Here is an 18,838-nt window from a genome sequence, read left to right as displayed (position 1 = left end):
GGAAGCCGGGTCAGTTGTGCAACACTTTGATGTTCACTATTCAAGCAGCATGGCAGAATAAATGAGACGCCCTGGTGCGGGAACCGTCATTCCGGCATAAATTTATCGATCATCGAGGATGCATGTAAATAATGAGATAATGCTAATAGCGAATGAAATGAGTTAAAGCCAAATTTTTCGATTAATTTTCTTTTGTAGTTGCTATAAACTTTTGGCGAAACGCCAAGTAGATCGGGGTAATCTTTTGCCAGCAAATTAAATTTCATAATGAAAATATACTGAAATTCTCTCTCCGTTAAGTTAATGTCTTCCCCGACAGGAATACCATCGGTCACTCTGGAAATTATGCTGGCGATATGTGCTGTGCGTTTTTTATTTATCAAACAGACAATGTTATCTTCGACTCTGAAGCAAACAAAATTCTTTTTCATGTCAAAGCTATTGATAAGAAAATGGAACTGCGCGTTGGTGTGAGAAGTGTACTTAGTTAAACACAAATCAACCAGATTTGCGTCCCTGAACGGCTTGATATCATTTATTTTCAGTTGTATGGCTTTTTTGAAAAAATAGTTGGGGCTGAAAATAGTTAACATCCCTTTCCCTCACGAAAGTTCAATAATCCTTTATAGATGTGCGCATAGCACATCCATGGGCATATACCCATGAGTGAAGAAGGTGAATTATAAAGTTATTTATTCTTTATTGTCCAGACGGTCAATTTTAAGAAAAATCCATCACTGGTTGAAGTTATTTGAATTCTTAACGCCCGTATGTAGTGGCTATTGCTTTTGTGGTTTTAGGATTTTTCTCACAACCTCTCTGGCGTGTACGATGAGGCAGATAGATATTCTGAAAATAAGCAATAACTAACAAATTAAATCACTTAAAGTCGATTTATCAACATATAAACCCGGGTTTATGAATATTCTGCGTCAGAGAGTGTGAAACGTTGGTACACCTTCTAAACGCTTTTTCGCCATTCGTTTAGAAAGTGTAAGTCCACTTTTTAGCGAAGTCATCAGGCATAACGAATGCCTCTGCTGATTTTTGTGATGACGCTAGGTTCTGTTTCTGGCCAACAATATAATAATAAACAGGCCGCCAATACCTGCTGTGATAATGCCAATCGGCAGCTCCTGCGGAGCCAGCAGCGTCCTGCTGACAATATCGCCACCGCATAAAAGTACTGCGCCCCACAGGCCGCATAGAGGGAGCAAAAGAAGATGCTTAACACCAGAAAAATAGCGGCACATATGCGGTACCATTAACCCAATAAAACCAATCACTCCGGTTAAGGCCACCAGCAAAGAAGTGGCCAGCGCGCAGCAGAAGAAAACCTCCATCCGCAGGCGACTGACGTTAATGCCTAATGATTGCGCGGTCTGTTCACCGGCCAGCAAACCATCCAGCGAACGCCAACGTAGCAGGACAAAAGCGCCGAGAAACAGCAGACTTAATATGGCATAAGGCAGATTATCCCAACGCGCCAGCCCCAGCCCTCCCAGCGACCAGAACAACACCGAACTGGCGGCCCGCTGATCGCCGGAGAAAATCAGATAGCTGGTCAACGCACCAAATAAAAAGGAAATGGCCAGCCCGCAGATAACCAGATGTTCAGCACCGCGCTGCTTTTTAAAATGAAACAGCAGCATCACCGCTACGGCAGAACAGATCCCGCCGACAAACGCCGATACCGGTAGTGTTAGTGCGCCAAGCCGCTCGCCGAACCGGGTGATCACCAGTACCGCACCCGCCGATGCGCCGGAGGAAAGACCGAATAAAAAGGGATCGGCCAGATCGTTGCGTGTGGTGGTTTGCAGCAGTCCCCCCACCATCGCCAGAACAGCTCCCGTGAGTACGGCGAGCAGCGTTCTCGGGACGCGTAGATCAATCACAATGCGCCTGACCATCTCAGAGACAGGAACGTCCATGAGCCCTAATGCGCCCAGTACCTGAATCAGCGATAACGGTACGCTGCCTTTGGCAACGCTGAGCAGCATTAACCCAGCTAAAACAACCAGCGCACCCCATATTGCCCAATGGTAACGGTATGCAGAAAAGGTCATTGGTTTGCCGTCGGGTACATCGCCTGCGCCAGCTTCTCTACCGCTTTAATATTGGCTGGCCCTGGGGTCAACTCAGCGTATTGCAACTTCAGATAACGCTGATGCTTCACCGCAGGTGTCATCTTCATTAACGGATGATTTTCAAGGAAATGACGAAGCGCGTCCGCCCCGCTGCCGGTCTGATAATCCAGGAGAATAATAAAGTCCGGTTCCGCCGTCGCGACGCTCTCCCACGAGGTCGTTCCCCAGCTAATATCCAGCCCGTCCATCACGTTTTTACCTCCGGCAGCTTCGATAATCGCCGTTGGCATCGCGTAGCGACCGCTGGTAAAGGGTTTATCCTCGCCCGAATCATAAACAAACACTTTCAACGGTTGAGCGCCCTGCGGCGATTTTGGTAACGTACTCAGCGTTTTTTTCCAGCCGTCGACTAACTCCTGCGCTTCTTTCTGCTTGCCGAAAATCTTACCCAGCGTCAGCTCATCGTTATACAGCAGATCCATGCTCGCTTTGCGTTTATCGCCAGAAGTAAAAACACAGCTTTCACTTAATACAAAAGTCTTAATACCATATTTATCGAGGACGGCTGGCGTCACCTCGCCGCCCACTTTCATACCGTAATTCCAGCCCGCGAAAAAGAAATCGGGATTCACCGCTAGCAACGTTTCCAGCGAAGGGTATTTAGGGGCCAGTTCGGGAATTGATCCCATCGCCTTTTTAAATTCCGGCGTCATTTTATACCAACCGCTAATACCGGTTAGCCCAACAATGCGGTCCTGTAAACCGAGTGCGAAAGCCATTTCAGACATATTAAGATCATGGATCACCGCCCTCTTTGGCGCTTGCGTAAAGGTCACAGGCGTCCCACAACTCTCAATGGTGACCGGATAATCAGCAGCGCACACCGCAGTAACCGACATAATAGTAATAATACCAACAAGCCACTTGTTCATTACGATCCTCATATATTCATCAGGCATAACCTGGAACCTCAAAAATACGCAGAGCCTTACCCGTATCAGGGTGCGGTACGGTAAAACAGGTCAAGCCGAAAACGGGATAAAGCTGTTCAGAGACAAGTACCCGCTCCGGTATATCCCAGGCCACCGCACGCCCTTGCGACAAAAGCAAAACGCGATCGGCAAAAGACTCAACCAGCGATAAATCATGCAGCACCGCCACCACCGTGATTTCTTTGCTTTTTACCAACGAAAGCAGTTCCACCCGGCCAGGAGGATCCAGATGGTTAGTTGGCTCATCCAGCAACACCAGTTTTGGCGACTGAGCCAACACCCGAGCCAGCGCCGCTCGCTGCCTTTCCCCGCCGGAAAGCGCAGACAGCGAACGCTTTCGCAACCTCTGCAATCCGGTATCGTTAATGGCCCGGGTCACGATGGTTTCATGTTCACGATGAGACATATCGCGGGCGTGGGGAATGCGCCCGAGAGCGACGTAATCCTCAAGAGCCAGCCTCATATCGGGGGTATCATTCTGCGCGAGCACCGCAATCTGCTTAGCACGCTGCTGCCGGGTCAAGGTCGCAATGGAACGACCAAATATCCGAATGTCGCCATCCCGCAATGCGAGTTCCTGATCAATCGCACGTAATAAAGATGTTTTACCGCTGCCATTCGGTCCAATGACCGCCAGGCACTCCCCTTTAGCGGCATTAAAATGAATCCCGGAGAGAAGTTCCCCGCCGCCGGGTCGCGGCAATAATTCGATATTGACGCTGAGCACCGGGTCAACGGCCGTACCACAATTTGTCAAACTCTCCTCCATTAGCAGGCGAACTTTTTTCATCTTTCACTACTCAGAAAAGATGATAATCATTATCATTTAAAAAGAAAGGTGAATAGTCACATATTTTATAATGATTTTTTAATTATGTTATAACATAACATTTAATCTGTTATATGTACAATGCATCGCTTAGAGGCTCCGCCCTCCCCAGGGGCGACAATACAGAATGCAAAGTGATAAATTGAATAAATACGAGTAGTTAAGCCAAGAGGTCACGTGAGCAGGAAAAAGAAGAACCCTGGTAAAAGCAGGATGCGGCGTTTAGCCAATAATACCCCCCAGCAGCAGCAGCACCCTGCGATCCGGTTTATAAACAGTACAGATTTTATTGGCAAGCTTGCGACGGGGATTATTCTTTTCGGTATAACTATTTATAATTTCAACGAGATAATCCAGCACTGGTGGATTAATGCCCTGTTGTGGCTCTCCATGATTCTCTGGCCATTTGCTAAAAGGATGGCCGACGATCTCTTGCTTTCAATCGTGTCTGAGCGCGTGTTTGAAGTCATTAATGGTGGTGGCATAGGTAGATTCGGTGCCCTCTATTGGTTTGTACTGGCCCCCCTGACACTACCGCTCGCAATAGGCTATTTTTGCTATCACAGTTGTAAATGGAAGAAAGCCCTGGCAAATGAGCGCGCGGGCTCCGCGCTAAAGTAGCGAAGAGGCTTCGCTTTCAGGCCCTGGACCTATTGAAACCCGCCCTCGCCAGCCGTTTTCAGCACCATAAACACGCTCGTTTTGCCAACTCCCTCACAAAATTATCCGTCTGAAAATTCTGTCCATATGGTCGGGATTCTTGCCTATCACGCCTTTTCTGCCACCTCCTTACAGTAAGCCCATGTCATTCACATCGTAACGTATGTTTTTTCAGCCAACAGGAGTAGTGGTACATGATCGATTTTAATGATCCCCGTCAGGTCGCGAAGGCCATCCAGTTCACCAACGTCAACCCGGACTTAACCCGTGAAGGACTGATTCAGCATCTGAATGTCTGCATGGAGTATCAGTTCGATGCGGCGATGATCGCACCGTGCTGGGTCTCCGTCGCCAAAGATGTATTGAAAGGAACCGGTATTCGCGTCGCCACCACCGTGAACTTCCCTCAGGCCAACGACACAACGGCCATGAAAGTCGCCGTGGTTAGAGAACTGGCCAAAGAAGGCGCAGATGAATTTGATTTCCCACCGAACCCTGGCTTTTTACTCGGCGGAATGGATGACCTCTATTTCAATGAACTGAAGGAAGTCACCCACATCGCCCACGACCTGGGAATGAAAGTGAAGGCAATGCTGGAGTTCGGTTTCATCACAGAAGAGGCGATGAAAATCAAGGCCACTCGCTACGCCTATGAAGCAGGTATTGATTGGGTGAAACAATCCAGCGGCTGGGGCAAAGGCGGCTGCGCGGCAACGGTAGAAGATGTTCAACTTCTCAAAGCCAATATCCAGGCCCCTTGTCGGGTCAAAGTATCCGGTAAAGTGAACACTCTGGAGAAGATGAAAGAGATGTTCGTTGCAGGCGCAGAGCTGGTTGGCACCAGCTCAGGACCCGAGCTGGTGAAAGGTCTGGTCGGCGACATCAACGCCTATTAACCGAAGGGTACCGCCGGAAATGGCGGTACCACACCCGCACAATTTAAGGAGTATGTGATGAGTGTATTTATTCTCGGCAGTTATGCAAAAGCCCTTGTGATGACCGCTGAGCGCATTCCGCTGGCTGGTGAGACGCTAATCGGGCACGACTTCCGCCAGACCTGGGGAGGAAAAGGCTCCGATATGGCGGTTCAGGCTGCCCGCCTGGGAGCTGATGTGGTCTATAGCGGCGTGGTGGGTAAAGATACTTTCGGCACCGAATTCGTTGAATTGATGCTGGAGGAAGGGATCAATATCGATGGTCTCACCCTGACCACCGAATTGCCGACTGGGGCTGGCTTGATTATTAAAGATAAAGAAGCTCGTAACGTCATCGTCGTGGATATGGGAGCGAACAAACTCTTTACCCCGGCGCTGGTGGATAACGCCCTGCATCAAATTAAAAGCTGCGGCGTGGCTCTGGCTCAGCTGGAAATTCCGCTGGAAACCGCACTCTACGGGCTGAGACGCGCAAAGTCGCTGAATAAAATTACCATTCTTAACCCCGCGCCGGCCAGAGATCTCCGCGGTCTCGATCTGAGCGCGATCGACTACCTCACCCCCAATGAAACCGAAGCACGCGTTGCGCTGGGCCTGGCACCGGACGACGCTCGTAGCAACCGGGAAATCGCCAGTATGTTGCTGGAAACCGGCTGCCGCTATGTCGTAATGACGCTTGGAGATGCGGGATCCGCAGTATTCGGCCCGCAAACCACGCAGGAAATTCCCCCTTGTCTGGTTGAGGTGGTTGACAGCAACGGCGCGGGCGACAGCTTCAACGCCGCCCTTGCGGTGGCGCTGGACGAAGGTCAGCCGATAAGCAAAGCGGTCCTGTTCGCTAACGCCACGGCGGCCCTCTGCTGTTCTGACTGGGAAACCGTCCCCTCCTATAAATACCGCACCGATGTCGATGCATTCCTGCAATCTCACGCCGTGACTGAGGAATAACAATAATGAGACCCGATAGAATCTTACACCCTGAACTTGCCGCCGCTCTGGCGACCCTTGGCCATACCGATATTGTGTTGGTAACCGACGCCGGTTTTCCGATTCCTGCCAGCGCGAATCGCATCGATCTTGGTCTGTGGCCCGGCACCGTTGATGTCCGTGACATCCTGCGCGTTTTGCGCAAAGAGATTTTCGTCGAAGAGGTGCATTTTGCCAGCGAAGTGCGCGACTGCCATCCGCAGCTGTATCGCGAAGTGCAAACTATCTATACCGGCTCTGGCGCAGAGTTTCTCGCCGCCAGCCACGAAACGCTATGCCACGACATCGCGCACAAAGCCAAGCTGATTATCCGTTCCGGATCGTTCGAGCCGTGGGCGAATTTCGCCCTCGTCGCCAGCACCGATCCTTTTGCCTGGTTTACCGACGCTTCAGGCGTACAGCCCCTGCCCGCCTATGTCGCCCGACGTCAGCGGATTAACGATAACGTCACGCCGCAACTGAACTGACGAGAGGTCATGATGAAAGCAGCTGTAGTGAGTCAAAGTCATCCCGGTCAGGTCGAGATTCGCCAGATGCCGGTGCGGCCGTTAGTCTCCGGCGAAGCGCTGGTCGACGTTGAGTGCTGTGGCGTCTGCCATACCGATCTCCACGTCGTGCAAGGCGATTTTGGCCCGGTGCCGGGACGCATTCCCGGCCATGAAGGGATCGGTATTGTTCGTGCGGTCGCCAACGACGTCACCAGCCTGAAGCCTGGAGACAGGGTCAGTATTGCCTGGTTCTATGAAGGCTGCGGCGTGTGCGAATACTGCGTCAGCGGCCGGGAAACCTTCTGCCGCAGCGTGAAAAACGCCGGATATAGCGTCGATGGCGCGATGGCTGAACAGTGCATCGTAAAAGCCGACTACGCGGTTAAAGTTCCGGACGGCCTCGATCCGCTGGTTGCCAGTAGCATCACCTGCGCCGGTGTCACCACCTACAAAGCCATTCGCGTTTCCGGCGTTCGCCCCGGGCAGTGGCTGGCGATATGGGGAGCAGGAGGGCTTGGCAATATGGCGATCCAGTTTGCCCACAACGTCTTTAACGCCCGCGTTATCGCTATTGATTTACAGGACGACAAGCTGGAACTTGCCCGCGAGTGCGGCGCAGAAATCACCCTCAACCCGAGCCGGGACGACGTTCCCGCACGCATTCAGGAGATGACCGCTGGCGGTGCGCATACCGCCGTGGTGGTCGCCGTCGCGCGCGCCGCCTTTCACCAGGCCGTCAATAGCGTCAGGGCCGGGGGCAAAGTGGTGTGTGTCGCCGTCCCTCCAGGCGATCTTGACCTGAACATCGTCAAAACCGTGCTCGATGGTATTCAGATTGTCGGCAGCCTGGTGGGTACCCGTCAGGATCTGGCGGAAGCTTTCCAGCACGCGCTGGCCGGACGCGTTCGCCCGATAGTACAGACCCGCAAGCTGGAAGAGATCAACGCTATTTTCAACGAGATGGATAACGGCACCATCCAGGGACGCATGGTGATTGATTTACGCACCTCGCGGCAAACAGAGGAGTCAGGCGCATGAAAATCACCGGCTGGCGCACGATTAAAACCTGGCATCGCTGGGGACGCCCGATTGGCGATGTCAACGGCACCCTCACCTCTGGCGTGACGGAAGTTCCGCTGTTGATCCTCGAAACCGATGAAGGCATTAACGGTATCGGGGTTGGCGGACACGCGGATATTGAGCGTATTTTCCCGGCTATCGAAGGCGAGGACCCACGTGCGGTCACCGCGCTCTACGACCGGATGCAGGCGTGGGTCTTCAAAAGCGGCCATGCGGGCAGCGTTTTCGGCGCGATTGGCGTGGTCGATATGGCGCTGTGGGATTTGAAAGCCAAATGCGCCGGAGAACCGCTCTGGCGTCTGCTCGGCGCGAGAAGTCCTTTTGTTCCCGGATACGCGTCGGGGCTGGACTTTCCGCTGTCGCTGGAGGCGCTAACCGCGCTCCATCAGCGTTTTGCCGAGCGTGGATTCAACGCCTTTAAGCTCAAAGGCGGTCTCGATGTTGAAGACGATTTACAGCGCCTGCTGGCGGTACGCGAAGTGTATCTCGCTAACAGCCCCTCGCCGACGATGATGATTGATGTCAACGAGTCGATGAGCGCTAAGCAGGCGGTGCGCTACGTCAGTCGTTTACAGGATGCGCTCGATCTGAGCTGGATCGAAGAACCCGTGCGCCGCTGGGATGCAGCCGGACATGCCGCGATCCGCCAACAGGTGCGCTGCGCGGTCGCCACCGGGGAAAACCTCACCGGCCTCGAACAGTTTCTGCCGCTGCTAAAAGAGAACGCGGTGGATGTTCTTCAGGCGGGTATGTGTTGGGGCATCACCCACTTTCTGCGCGTCGCCAATCTGGCCCAGGCGTTTAGCCTGCCGGTTAGTCCGGTCGGCTACAACGCCAACCCGGTGGCCCACGCGGCGGCGGCGGTGAGCAACCATTTGAGCTGCGAAATTCAGGACCTCAGCTTCCCCACTGGGCTACGCGTGGATCAGCGCATCGAAGACGGCGGTATCGTGCTGGGCAACGAACCGGGGCTGGGGATCGCCATCGATGAAAACGCGCTGCAACAACAGCAGAACGATGACAGTTGGACGATAGCGCAAGGCCCACACGTCAGGCCCGAACGCGCCGGGCTGCGCCTGAGCTTGCGGACATCTGCCAACGATTAATCATAAGGAACAAATAATGAAAACAGTATCTTTAGGACGCACTGGAATTCAGGTCCCGGTGCTGGCGATGGGCGCGGCCTCGTTGGGCAGCATCTATCACCCGGTGTCGCAACAGCAGGCCAACGAAACCGTGGCGACGGCCCTTGCCCACGGCGTGAACTATTTCGACGTTGCCCCCTATTACGGGCTAACCAAAGCGGAAACCGCGCTGGGCATCGCGTTAAAAGGCGTACCGCGCGACAGCTATACCCTGGCAACTAAAGTCGGCCGCTACGGCGACAGCCTGTGGGACTTCTCCCGTGAGGCCACCCTGCGCAGCATCGATGAAAGCCTTACCCGCTTAGGTTGCGACTATATCGATGTGATTCAGTGCCACGACATTGAATATGGCGACATGCAGCAATTGCTCGATGAAGGGCTGCCAACGCTGCGCGAACTGCGCGAGAGCGGCGTCGTGCGCCACGTTGGCATTACCGGCTACGACCTGGCGCTGCTGGAACGCGTCGCCTGCGAGCAAAAAGTGGATAGCGTGATGGCCTACTGCACCTGGACCTTACAGGACAGGCGGCTTGGGGCGGTAGCGCAACGTTTGAATCAGGCGGGTATCGGCGTCCTCAACGCTTCACCGCTTTCGATGGGGCTGCTGACCCGAGGTGGCGCACCCGACTGGCATCCGGCGCATCAGGATGTGCAGGCGATCTGCCGTAAAGTTTCTACATTGTGCGACAGCCACGGCGTAAATATTGCCCAGGTCGCCCTGCAATTTGCACTCACCACCGCGGCGGATAACGGCATCGCTTCGACGGTGATCGGCACCGCCAGCGCCGACAATATGCTGGATAATATCCGCTGGTGTACGCAGCCGCTGGATCCGGAGTTGTTCGCAAAAATCGATGAGTTAATGGCTCCGGTGCTGAATATTGGCTGGGACCTGCTGCCGGGCAACGGTGGGAAGGCGCAAAAATGAAGATCCTCGACAGCCATCTGCATCTCTGGGATCCGGGCGTGCTGCGCTACGACTGGCTGCGCGATCTCCCGGCGCTTAACCGACCTTTTTTGCCTGCGCAGCTGGCAGAAGTCGCTCAATCGCCGGATGCCGCCATCGTGGTTCAGGCCGACTGCGCCGCGCAGCAGGCGCTCCAGGAGGTAGAGTGGATAAACCAATTGGCGAAAACCAGCGCGATTAAGCTTGCCGGTATTGTCGCCTGGGCGCCGCTGGAAACGGGCAATGCCGTGGTGCCTTACCTGCGTCATTTACATGAACTGCCGCGCGTGGTGGGGATCCGGCGCTCCTTGCAAAACGAGCCCCTGGAGCTGTTTTACAACACCGATTATCGCGACGGTTTGCTGGCTGCCGCTCGTGAGGGCTTTGTGCTGGATATGTGCGTCAGAGCGTCCCAACTCACCGCGCTGCACGATTTACTGACGTGGCTTTATCAACACGCACCTGATGCCCGCGTGGTGCTGGATCATATGGGGAAACCTGCTATCGCCGAGAACCAGTGGCAGACCTGGCAGAACGCGTTGACCGCCCTCGCCGCTTTTCCTCAACTGGCGTGCAAAATTTCCGGTTTGCCGACCGAAGCGGACTGGCAACACTGGCAGCCTGAGCAGCTACTCCCCTGGATCCAGCAGGCGATAACGGCATTTGGTCCGCAGCGCTGTTTATTTGGCGGCGACTGGCCAGTGGTCGAGCTGGCCGGTGGCTACGCGCGCTGGAAAACCTGCGTGATGGCGGCGATTGCCCACTTATCGCCGGAAGATATTAACGCAGTGATGGGCGAAAACGCGCGCCGTATATATCTGACGCAATCAGAAGGGGGAAATAAATAAAACCGGAGTTTATAACGTTTATTTTCAATTCACCCTACTAAGAGCCTGTCCCAGTAGGCGTTATTGTCGCAGGCAGTTTGAACACGGACAGCGCACAGAAACCAGAACGTACACGTAGTACGTGAGGATTTCGAGCACTGCCCAGGTTCAAAATGACAAGTAAAATAGCCCTAATGGGATAGATTCTAAATAATAATGAGGAAATAAGCATGTCCGATAATATCAACTCACTGCCTGCCGGCAAGGTTGACGATAAACCTGATAGCGTATCGTCAGAAAATAACAACAGAGTCACGGGGCGTAAGAAAAATATCCTGCTGGCCTCGCTGTTTACCAATTTCTTTGTTCTGCTGGCGCTGTATTGCGGGGTTATCTCGGTTCTTCTCCCCAACCACGTGGCGCAAATCGATCCCGCCAATAAGGCTAATAACCTGGCGATCGTGATGACCTCAGCGCTGCTGTTTACCATTTTCGCCCAGCCGATTGCCGGGGCGTTATCCGACCGCTGCCGCTCAACCTGGGGGCGTCGTTCACCGTTTATCGTTGGCGGCGCGTTAATCGGTGGGCTGGCTATCTTCGGCATTTCCATGACCACCACGATTGCCGGTATTGCGGTGTTCTGGTTGATGGCTGCCGTCTCGCTGAACTGCATGAACGGTCCATTAGCCACCGTGATCGCCGACCGATTCTTACCAGAAAACCGCGGTATCGCCTCCGGTTTCGTCGGCGCGGGCTCGACTGCTGGCGGTACGGTGGGGATTATTCTCGCAGGCTATCTGGCGTGGAACCTGCAACTGGGCTATCTGGTATTTGCGCTGGCGATTGCCGCCTGCTGCGTGGCTTTTGTCCTTATCAACCGCGAACCCTCTACCCGAAACATGGAAGTTGAACCCTTCCGCTGGGGCTCGTTCTTCAAAAACTTCTGGGTCAGTCCGCGTAAGTATCCAGATTTTGGCTGGGCGTTTTTTGGTCGCTTCGCCATGTATCTGGGCTACCAGGGAGTCGTCACCTATCAGCTTTATATTTTGCAGGATTTCATTGGGTTAAGCGTTGAGGAGTCTAACTACGCTATCGGCACTATCTCGGTGATCACCCTGGTGACGTTACTGTTCTCCGGCCTGGTTTCCGGCGTGCTCTCGGACAAACTGCAGCGGCGGAAAATCTTTGTCTTCCTCTCAACCCTGTTAATGGCCGCCGGTTTGTGTGTGCCTCTGTTTATGCCAACGCTGACCGGAATGTATATTTATGCCGCCATCATGGGGCTGGGCTATGGCGCTTATACCTCTATTGATATGGCGCTGATGACACAGGTATTACCTGGCGGCGGAAAGCAAGCGGGTAAAGACATGGGCATTCTGACGATTGCGACCGTATTACCGCAATCCTTCAGCCCAATATTATCCGCCTGGCTGCTGGCGACCTTTAATAATGATTATTCGTCGCTGTTTATTGCCGCCATTGTGTTTGTATTCGCATCATCATTTTTTGTATTACCGATTAAATCCGTTAAATAAATAACGCGTAGTTTGCAGGCGAGAACACACTCAGCGATGAGTGTGAAGGCCCTCGCCTGCGCCTGGAACTGACTCAGGAATACGTGACAGGAGAACATAATGACTCAGCCTATTTTTCGCGGGGTGATCCCCCCGGTCCCGACGTTATTTAATGCGCAGGGAGAATTTGATCAATCTGCCCAGGCGCGATTAATTGAACACCTGCTGGCCTCCCCGGTCGACGGCTTGTTTTTCCTCGGCAGCGCGGGGGAATTTGCTCATATGTCCGATGCCCTGCGGCGGCAAGTTACGGAATTTTGCATTACCACGGTCGCCGGGAGAAAACCGGTGCTGATCGGTATTGCCAGCTGTGGGACTCAGCAGACGATTGCGGCTGGCGAACATGCGCGACTGGCGGGAGCCGACGGCGTCGTGGTGGTCAACCCCTGGTACAACCCTCTGAGCGAAAGCAACCTGCTGCACCACTTCACCACCATTGCTAACGCTCTGCCGCTGCCGATTATTCTCTATAATTTCCCGGCGCTGACCGGTCAGTCGATTCCACCATCGGTTATCAAAACGCTGGCGCAGAACTGCCCGAATATCGTGGGGCTAAAAGATACCGTTGATACACTCTCGCATATCCGGGAAACCCTGCATGCGGTCAAACCGCTGCGCCCGGATTTCGCGGTATTCGCAGGTTATGACGAGTATCTGTTGGGCACCCTGATCCTCGGCGGCGACGGTTGTATCCCGGCTAGCGCCAACTTTGCGCCGCAGCTCACCTGCGGAATACTCGCCGCCTGGCAGCGTCAGGATTTTGCCGCGGCGGTCGCTCTACAGCAGTCTCTTTCCTGGATCCCACCGCTCTACAGCATTGACGTGCCGTTTTATAACGCCGTGAAATATGCGCTACAGCTGACCGGTCTGGATATTCCCGTTTATTCCCTACCTCCCGCATCACCATTAACACAAGAGATGAAAGCCGAAATAAAACAGATTCTGCAACGTGCCCACGTTATTAATAAGGATGACGACGATGAGTAAAATTCGCCGCTTTGGCTGTGTGGTTAAAGTCCGTCCGGAAAAACTGGATTATTATAAAGAGCTGCACGCTAACCCCTGGCCGGAAGTGAACGCCATGATTAAAGAGTGCAACCTACGCAACTTCTCAATTTATTATAAAAACGGATTGTTATTTAGCTATCTCGAATATGACGGTGACGATTATGAAGCTGATCAAAAGAAAATGGCCGCGCATTTAAAAACTCAGCAGTGGTGGCAGGAAACCGGGCCATGCCAGATGCCACTCGACGGCGAGTCGGAAGGTACGCTATGGGCTGAAATGGAAGAAGTTTACCACTTAGATTAATAGAAAGATAAATAACAACCTCTGCGCTTATTAACCAGCGCAGAGTTTCTGCCCTTTTTATTTATGATAGTGACCTAATGAGAATAATATGAAAATAACCTCTATGACCCTACCAGGTTTCTGCCTGATAAATATTATGACCATCCCTTACGCTTTTTCCGCACAGAATGTCAGTATCGAACAACGCCTGAACCAACTGGAATTACGGCTTCAGCAGGCGGAAAACCGCGCGGCTATCGCGGAACAAAAAAACGCGCAATTGGCGACCCAGCTAAAACAAACAGAACAGGGATCGCACCAGGCGCAGAAAAAAGTCGAAGACCTTGAAACCCGCACGCAAAAAATTGAAAAAATCACCCCGGACGATAATGGTTATTTTGAACTTCACGGCTACGCGCGCGCCGGGATGATGACCAACCACAACGCCCGCCATTCCCAGGGGGGCCCATTTATGACCCCTGCCGGGCAAACCGGCGGCGCGATTGGCCGTTTGGGTAACGAACCTGACACCTACGTCGAAGTCTATCTGGAGAAAAAACAACGTCTGGATAATGGCGCGACAACTCGTTTTATGACCATGATCGCCGACCAGCAAAAGAGCTACAACGACTGGACCGCCGACTCCAGCACCCTAAACGTCAGCCAGGCGTTTGCCGAAATCGCCTCCCTGCCCAGCTTTACCGGGCCGCTCAAAGACACCACCTTATGGGCCGGGAAGCGCGTTGATCGTGATAACTTTGAAATTCCGTGGCTGGACTCCAAGTTCGTGGCGCTCAACGGCACCGGCGGCGGCATTTATGACGTTCGCTGGTCAGAGAACACGCGCAGCAACTTCTCCTTTATCGGGCGCAGCTTTGGCGATGTCGACGTGGTGAATAACGATGTGCAGAACTACATTCTCACCGCCAACAACTATTTCGGCCCGGTGCAGCTTTTCGTCAGCGGCATGCAGGCCAAAGACAACGAGGAACGCGAAACGCTCAGCGGCTATAAAGTCTTCAACGCCGCTAATAAAGGCTACACCGTACTGCTTGGTTATCAGGGCGATAGTTTCTATGGGATGGCACAAGGCGAATCACGCAGCGTGCTGTCATGGGGGCAAGGACTGGGGGCGGAGGTGAAAAATATCGGCACCGACCCGGCGCTGCTTTCTGACGCCAGCACCCTGCGTTTTGCCAGCTATGGTATGGTTAACCTGGCCCGCAACTGGGATTTCGCCCCCTCGGTACTTGCACAGTACAGCAGCGATCGCTACGTGAAAGGAGACGATTACCGCTGGGTAACGTTGAACGGTCGCGTAATGCAAAATATCACACAGAATTTCGCATTAGGCTATGAAGTCACCTGGCAGTATATGGATCTTGATCCTAACGGCTATCAGCAGTACCAGAAGGTCCACGGCAACTTCTATAAGCTCACCTTTGCCCCGACTTTCCGCCCGGACGATGTCTCGCCATTCTTCACCCGCCCGGAACTGCGCGTTTTTGCGACCTGGATGAACTGGGATAAAGCGCTGGATAACTACAGCCCCAACGATACGCTGGGCCAGAAAGGCTTTACCTCTGGTGGAGAGTGGTCGTTTGGTATTCAGATGGAAACCTTCTTCTGATCGCAGCGAACGGCTTCCCTGACGAAGCCGTTCGTATTCACGTGCCATCCGAGAGCTGTTTTTCCTGACGGCGAAATTCGCTTGGCGAAACGCCTACCGCGCGATGAAAGTCGCGCGAGAAATGCAGCGGATCGTTATAACCCACCTGCCCGGCAATTTTGCTAATTGTATCATCGGTTTCGACCAATAACCGTCGGGCCTGAGACAGACGATAATTTTTCAGCCATTTTAACGGACTTTGATTAAAGGTCTCCTGAAACAGGCGAAATAGCTGCGATTTACTCACCTGGCAGTACTGCATAAATTTTTCAATATCCCACTCGTCATGATAGTGGCTGTGGATCTGATATATAAGCCGCCCCAGGCCACGATGGGTAATTACCGGCGATTTTTCCGTTTCCTGGCTGCGGTTCTCCAGCAAGGTAAAAATAAGTTTTGCGCACAGCGCATCACAGTGCGCGTCTGAAACCAGAGTATGGCTTTTCATTAAACTGAACAGTTGATAATAAATTTCAGTCACTTTCTCCGGCTGCTGGAAGGCAAATACGGGTTCCTGAAGAACATTGAGAATCTGCATGATATTATTTAATTTTGAGCTATCAATTCTCAGCCATAATATTTCCCACGGTTCAGCGCTATCAGGGTAATGTTCATGCGGCCAACGTACCGGTAGCCAGACCAGATTTCCTTCCTCAACATGATGCAGATTATTTTCCAGTCGAATAACCCCACGCCCTTTAAGGCAAAATATAAGTTCATGCCCGACAACTGACTGACGTTGAATATGGAAATTGCCGTTTGTCCGGATATGGCCCGCCCTGAGAACCCGATAATTCACCAGCGTCGAAAAATCATCGGACTCGCGATACCAGTTTTCGATGACCTGCGTTCGCTGCACGAGTGAAGTCATATGCCACTCCCCAAATAATCAATATTCATCAAGCCTGTGGATATCTATCGTGACACGGTATAGGGCAATTCAGGGTGGTTAGGTTATGGATTTTTGAGCTATCTCACAACAAAGCGATAAGGAAATTCGACACCGCTGTTTTGAATAAAAAGAGCAGATTTTCCTGCTGCTGGCAAAATGCATTTTTGCACAATCGCCCGGTGGCGGCTAACGCCTTACCGGGCCTACGGGACGGATTCGGGATTGGGTTTTGTCGATCGGGTAAGGCGCCTGCCGCCACCCGACAAAATGCGAACACAATAGCTAAATCCGTCGCGGCCTTTAGTCCTGATTTAGCGACTCAAGAAACACCTGCGGCGTCATATCGCCCAGCTTTTTTTGTGTCCGCCCCTGGTTCCACAGCGCACACAGCCGCTGCAGCGTCGCGTCCGGTTCATCCAGCGCCGGAATAACGTCAGCTAATCTTTCGCTAAGCTGTATCGCCCCACGCTCCTCTAAAACCACAGTCCTGCACGACAGTTCCGCCCGCACCGGCTGAAAGCCTTTATGAGCATAAGTCTCAAGACATTGTATCTGAGCCGGACAGGTTTCCAGCACCTGCTCCAGCCAGCTATCAACCAGCGCGGGCGAGATCCCTGAATAGATGCGGCCAAAGCACCAGCCGCTGATAGGCTCCTGCGCCCACAGCAGATGGTGTTCACCGCCGTCATCCATCGACAGCGCAAGCTGGCGGTAATGCAACGACAGCGTATCGGCGCGCATCCCCACTTTTAACGCTTTCTTTCCCTGCGGCGCGGCATTTTTTCGCCCTTCATGGGCCGGACGGAGATAGCGGTTTAGCGTCGCGCGGGAAATGGCGATACCCAGCCCCTCATTCACCATAAACAGCAGCTCGTCCAGCGGCGCACGCAAAACATCGCGTAGCGCGTTAACCAACGCTTCTTGCTCTTGTCTCAATACTTTGTGTACCAAATGTGGCGTAGTGTGATTATCCGAAATCTGGCTACGGTTACGCCAGCGACGAACCGTGGTGACAGAAATCCCCAGCTCCTGCGCCAGTTCCCGGTCACTTTTATCCGATTCCTGGAGATATTTGCGCGTTCTTGGCGTGGTAGTGGCATTGGCATGCAGCTTAATTTCCATACAGCCCTCTACAAGAAAATATAACTAATCATATGAGATATACATTATTGCAGAGAATACAATGTGAACCGCTTCACCTTTCAGCCCAACGCTTTCTCTCATAATCCGTCATAGATAACACACACAACCCCTGTCGATCTTGTACGGAGTTCACAATGAACAATGTTCTGGGATTTCTTGAAGCTAAACTGATGCCTCTGGCGGCCAAAACCGCCCAGCAGCGTCACCTCGGCGCTATTCGTGGTGCCTACGTTTCATTCATGCCTTTTATTATTGTCGGTTCAATTTTGCTGGTGATCTCTTCTTTCCCTAATCAGGGCTACCAGCAATTTATGGCCAGCACCTTCGGCACCAGCTGGAGCGCGATTATCGAAATCCCGTTTAACGCGGTATTTTCGACGATGTCGCTGTTTATTAGCTTCCTGGTCGCCTACCGCCTGGCGGAACATTACGGCGATGACCGTATCTCCTGCGGTATCCTCTCGCTGGTAGGTTTTCTTATTCTGACGCCGTTTATCAAGGTGGCAGAAAACGGCGGCATCACGGTGATCCCGGTGGAATGGATAGGTACCAAAGGATTATTCGTCGCCATGATCGGTTCGTTACTGTGGACCGAGCTCTTCTGCTGGCTAAAACGTAAGAAACTGGTGATTAAGATGCCGGAAGGCGTACCGCCTGCGGTACAGGAATCTTTCGCCGCGCTGATCCCGGCGCTGCTGGTGATGATTCTGATCCTGGCGATTCGTATCGGGTTTGAGCACACCCACTACGCGACCATCCATCAGTTTATTTATGAGGTCGTCGCCTCGCCGGTTCGCCACTACGGCACCTCCTACTTCGGCGCGCTGATGACCGTTTTCAGCATCACCATTTTGTGGTCGGTCGGCATCAACTCCGGTTCGATGATCAACGGCATTATTCGTCCCCTGTGGATGGAAAACCAGACCGACAACATTGCCGCTATTCAGGCAGGTGTTACCCCGCCGCACATTATCACCGAACAGTTCTTCGATATGATCTGGATGGGCGGCGCAGGCGCAACGCTGTCGCTGGTGATTGCGATGCTGATTTTCGCCCGCAGCAAAAATATGCGCGAAGTCGCTCGTCTTGGCGCGGGTGCCTCCATCTTTAACATCAACGAACCGATTCTCTTCGGCCTGCCGGTGATCATGAACCCGATCATGCTGATCCCCTTTAACCTGGTGCCGCTGGTGCTGGTCACGGTGCAGTACGCGGCGATGAAAATCGGCGCGGTGGCGGTCACTACCGGGGTCTTTATTCCATGGACCCTGCCGCCGGTGATCAGCGGTTTTA

Annotated in this window: 19 protein-coding genes; 13 read left to right on the top strand and 6 right to left on the bottom strand. The window is 53.0% G+C overall.

Features of this window, described 5'->3' with window-relative positions; all coding sequences use genetic code 11:
• Positions 1-86: 86 nt before the first annotated feature.
• The 4 genes from QVF11_RS09450 to QVF11_RS09435 form a co-directional block, all read right to left on the bottom strand.
• Positions 87-593 carry a hypothetical protein gene (locus QVF11_RS09450; protein ID WP_112214980.1) on the bottom strand — a complete coding sequence of 169 codons (507 nt, stop codon included), beginning with the start codon at positions 591-593 and terminating at the stop codon, positions 87-89.
• Between the two features lie 465 nt (positions 594-1,058).
• On the bottom strand, positions 1,059-2,066 hold the full coding sequence (locus QVF11_RS09445) for a FecCD family ABC transporter permease (protein WP_287856524.1): 1,008 nt from the start codon (positions 2,064-2,066) through the stop codon (positions 1,059-1,061).
• Positions 2,063-3,019, bottom strand: coding sequence for an ABC transporter substrate-binding protein (locus QVF11_RS09440; protein WP_112214982.1), 957 nt, complete (start codon positions 3,017-3,019; stop codon positions 2,063-2,065). The genes QVF11_RS09445 and QVF11_RS09440 overlap by 4 nt, the downstream gene beginning before the upstream one ends.
• A gap of 19 nt (positions 3,020-3,038) precedes the next feature.
• The gene (locus QVF11_RS09435; protein WP_142515415.1) at positions 3,039-3,848 is read right to left on the bottom strand and encodes an ABC transporter ATP-binding protein; all 810 of its coding nucleotides are present in this window, start codon (positions 3,846-3,848) and stop codon (positions 3,039-3,041) included.
• Between the two features lie 237 nt (positions 3,849-4,085).
• On the opposite strand from QVF11_RS09435, the gene QVF11_RS09430 reads away from it, so the two are divergent.
• The 12 genes from QVF11_RS09430 (at position 4,086) to QVF11_RS09375 (ending at position 15,471) form a co-directional block, all read left to right on the top strand.
• Positions 4,086-4,529: a hypothetical protein gene (locus tag QVF11_RS09430; protein WP_287856521.1), complete on the top strand. Its 444-nt coding sequence runs from the start codon at positions 4,086-4,088 to the stop codon at positions 4,527-4,529.
• A 233-nt stretch (positions 4,530-4,762) separates the two neighbouring features.
• Complete coding sequence (gene deoC / locus QVF11_RS09425) at positions 4,763-5,464, top strand: deoxyribose-phosphate aldolase (RefSeq protein ID WP_110274695.1); 702 nt, start codon at positions 4,763-4,765, stop codon at positions 5,462-5,464.
• 57 nt (positions 5,465-5,521) lie between these two features.
• On the top strand, positions 5,522-6,451 hold the full coding sequence (locus tag QVF11_RS09420) for a ribokinase (protein ID WP_185930824.1): 930 nt from the start codon (positions 5,522-5,524) through the stop codon (positions 6,449-6,451).
• Between the two features lie 5 nt (positions 6,452-6,456).
• Positions 6,457-6,957 (top strand): D-ribose pyranase, encoded by a 501-nt coding sequence (gene rbsD / locus QVF11_RS09415; protein WP_142513723.1) that lies wholly within the window; start codon positions 6,457-6,459, stop codon positions 6,955-6,957.
• Between the two features lie 12 nt (positions 6,958-6,969).
• On the top strand, positions 6,970-8,016 hold the full coding sequence (adhP, locus tag QVF11_RS09410) for an alcohol dehydrogenase AdhP (protein WP_142515416.1): 1,047 nt from the start codon (positions 6,970-6,972) through the stop codon (positions 8,014-8,016).
• The gene (locus QVF11_RS09405) at positions 8,013-9,164 is read left to right on the top strand and encodes a mandelate racemase/muconate lactonizing enzyme family protein (protein WP_287856515.1); all 1,152 of its coding nucleotides are present in this window, start codon (positions 8,013-8,015) and stop codon (positions 9,162-9,164) included. The genes adhP and QVF11_RS09405 overlap by 4 nt, the downstream gene beginning before the upstream one ends.
• Positions 9,165-9,180: 16 nt before the next feature.
• Positions 9,181-10,131 (top strand): aldo/keto reductase, encoded by a 951-nt coding sequence (locus tag QVF11_RS09400; RefSeq protein WP_112214987.1) that lies wholly within the window; start codon positions 9,181-9,183, stop codon positions 10,129-10,131.
• A complete protein-coding gene (locus QVF11_RS09395) occupies positions 10,128-10,997 on the top strand; it encodes an amidohydrolase family protein (RefSeq protein ID WP_287856512.1) in 870 nt (289 codons plus the stop codon). Before QVF11_RS09400 ends, QVF11_RS09395 begins: the two co-directional genes overlap by 4 nt.
• 209 nt (positions 10,998-11,206) lie before the next feature.
• Positions 11,207-12,511, top strand: coding sequence for an MFS transporter (locus tag QVF11_RS09390; RefSeq protein WP_112214989.1), 1,305 nt, complete (start codon positions 11,207-11,209; stop codon positions 12,509-12,511).
• Between the two features lie 99 nt (positions 12,512-12,610).
• Entirely contained in the window at positions 12,611-13,537 is a 927-nt protein-coding gene (locus tag QVF11_RS09385; protein WP_142513720.1) for a dihydrodipicolinate synthase family protein, read from the top strand.
• Positions 13,530-13,862 (top strand): L-rhamnose mutarotase, encoded by a 333-nt coding sequence (locus tag QVF11_RS09380; protein ID WP_287856509.1) that lies wholly within the window; start codon positions 13,530-13,532, stop codon positions 13,860-13,862. Before QVF11_RS09385 ends, QVF11_RS09380 begins: the two co-directional genes overlap by 8 nt.
• Before the next feature lie 88 nt (positions 13,863-13,950).
• Complete coding sequence (locus QVF11_RS09375; protein WP_287856507.1) at positions 13,951-15,471, top strand: carbohydrate porin; 1,521 nt, start codon at positions 13,951-13,953, stop codon at positions 15,469-15,471.
• Between the two features lie 37 nt (positions 15,472-15,508).
• Here the strand turns inward: QVF11_RS09375 and QVF11_RS09370 are convergent, their stop codons facing one another.
• On the bottom strand, positions 15,509-16,369 hold the full coding sequence (locus tag QVF11_RS09370; RefSeq protein WP_287856616.1) for an AraC family transcriptional regulator: 861 nt from the start codon (positions 16,367-16,369) through the stop codon (positions 15,509-15,511).
• Between the two features lie 333 nt (positions 16,370-16,702).
• Entirely contained in the window at positions 16,703-17,524 is an 822-nt protein-coding gene (locus QVF11_RS09365) for a helix-turn-helix domain-containing protein (protein WP_112214992.1), read from the bottom strand.
• Positions 17,525-17,679: 155 nt separating this feature from the next.
• On the opposite strand from QVF11_RS09365, the gene QVF11_RS09360 reads away from it, so the two are divergent.
• Positions 17,680-18,838: PTS sugar transporter subunit IIC (locus tag QVF11_RS09360; RefSeq protein ID WP_287856505.1), on the top strand; the 1,159-nt coding region annotated here is incomplete at its 3' end.

The organism is Klebsiella sp. (assembly GCF_027492335.1).
Taxonomy (GTDB): domain Bacteria; phylum Pseudomonadota; class Gammaproteobacteria; order Enterobacterales; family Enterobacteriaceae; genus Klebsiella; species Klebsiella huaxiensis.
Note: the sequence above shows the minus strand (reverse complement) of the source record. Positions and strands in the feature narration are given on the sequence as shown.

What these genes read in the sequence shown, in the direction of transcription:
- QVF11_RS09365 (WP_112214992.1), bottom strand. Translation starts at nt 17,524, where the DNA reads ATGGAAATTAAGCTGCATGCCAATGCCACTACCACGCCAAGAACGCGC.
- QVF11_RS09440 (WP_112214982.1), bottom strand. Translation starts at nt 3,019, where the DNA reads ATGAACAAGTGGCTTGTTGGTATTATTACTATTATGTCGGTTACTGCG.
- QVF11_RS09380 (WP_287856509.1), top strand. Translation starts at nt 13,530, where the DNA reads ATGAGTAAAATTCGCCGCTTTGGCTGTGTGGTTAAAGTCCGTCCGGAA.
- QVF11_RS09445 (WP_287856524.1), bottom strand. Translation starts at nt 2,066, where the DNA reads ATGACCTTTTCTGCATACCGTTACCATTGGGCAATATGGGGTGCGCTG.
- QVF11_RS09450 (WP_112214980.1), bottom strand. Translation starts at nt 593, where the DNA reads ATGTTAACTATTTTCAGCCCCAACTATTTTTTCAAAAAAGCCATACAA.
- deoC (WP_110274695.1), top strand. Translation starts at nt 4,763, where the DNA reads ATGATCGATTTTAATGATCCCCGTCAGGTCGCGAAGGCCATCCAGTTC.
- adhP (WP_142515416.1), top strand. Translation starts at nt 6,970, where the DNA reads ATGAAAGCAGCTGTAGTGAGTCAAAGTCATCCCGGTCAGGTCGAGATT.
- QVF11_RS09385 (WP_142513720.1), top strand. Translation starts at nt 12,611, where the DNA reads ATGACTCAGCCTATTTTTCGCGGGGTGATCCCCCCGGTCCCGACGTTA.
- QVF11_RS09435 (WP_142515415.1), bottom strand. Translation starts at nt 3,848, where the DNA reads ATGGAGGAGAGTTTGACAAATTGTGGTACGGCCGTTGACCCGGTGCTC.
- QVF11_RS09390 (WP_112214989.1), top strand. Translation starts at nt 11,207, where the DNA reads ATGTCCGATAATATCAACTCACTGCCTGCCGGCAAGGTTGACGATAAA.
- QVF11_RS09420 (WP_185930824.1), top strand. Translation starts at nt 5,522, where the DNA reads ATGAGTGTATTTATTCTCGGCAGTTATGCAAAAGCCCTTGTGATGACC.
- QVF11_RS09405 (WP_287856515.1), top strand. Translation starts at nt 8,013, where the DNA reads ATGAAAATCACCGGCTGGCGCACGATTAAAACCTGGCATCGCTGGGGA.
- QVF11_RS09395 (WP_287856512.1), top strand. Translation starts at nt 10,128, where the DNA reads ATGAAGATCCTCGACAGCCATCTGCATCTCTGGGATCCGGGCGTGCTG.
- QVF11_RS09400 (WP_112214987.1), top strand. Translation starts at nt 9,181, where the DNA reads ATGAAAACAGTATCTTTAGGACGCACTGGAATTCAGGTCCCGGTGCTG.
- QVF11_RS09375 (WP_287856507.1), top strand. Translation starts at nt 13,951, where the DNA reads ATGAAAATAACCTCTATGACCCTACCAGGTTTCTGCCTGATAAATATT.
- rbsD (WP_142513723.1), top strand. Translation starts at nt 6,457, where the DNA reads ATGAGACCCGATAGAATCTTACACCCTGAACTTGCCGCCGCTCTGGCG.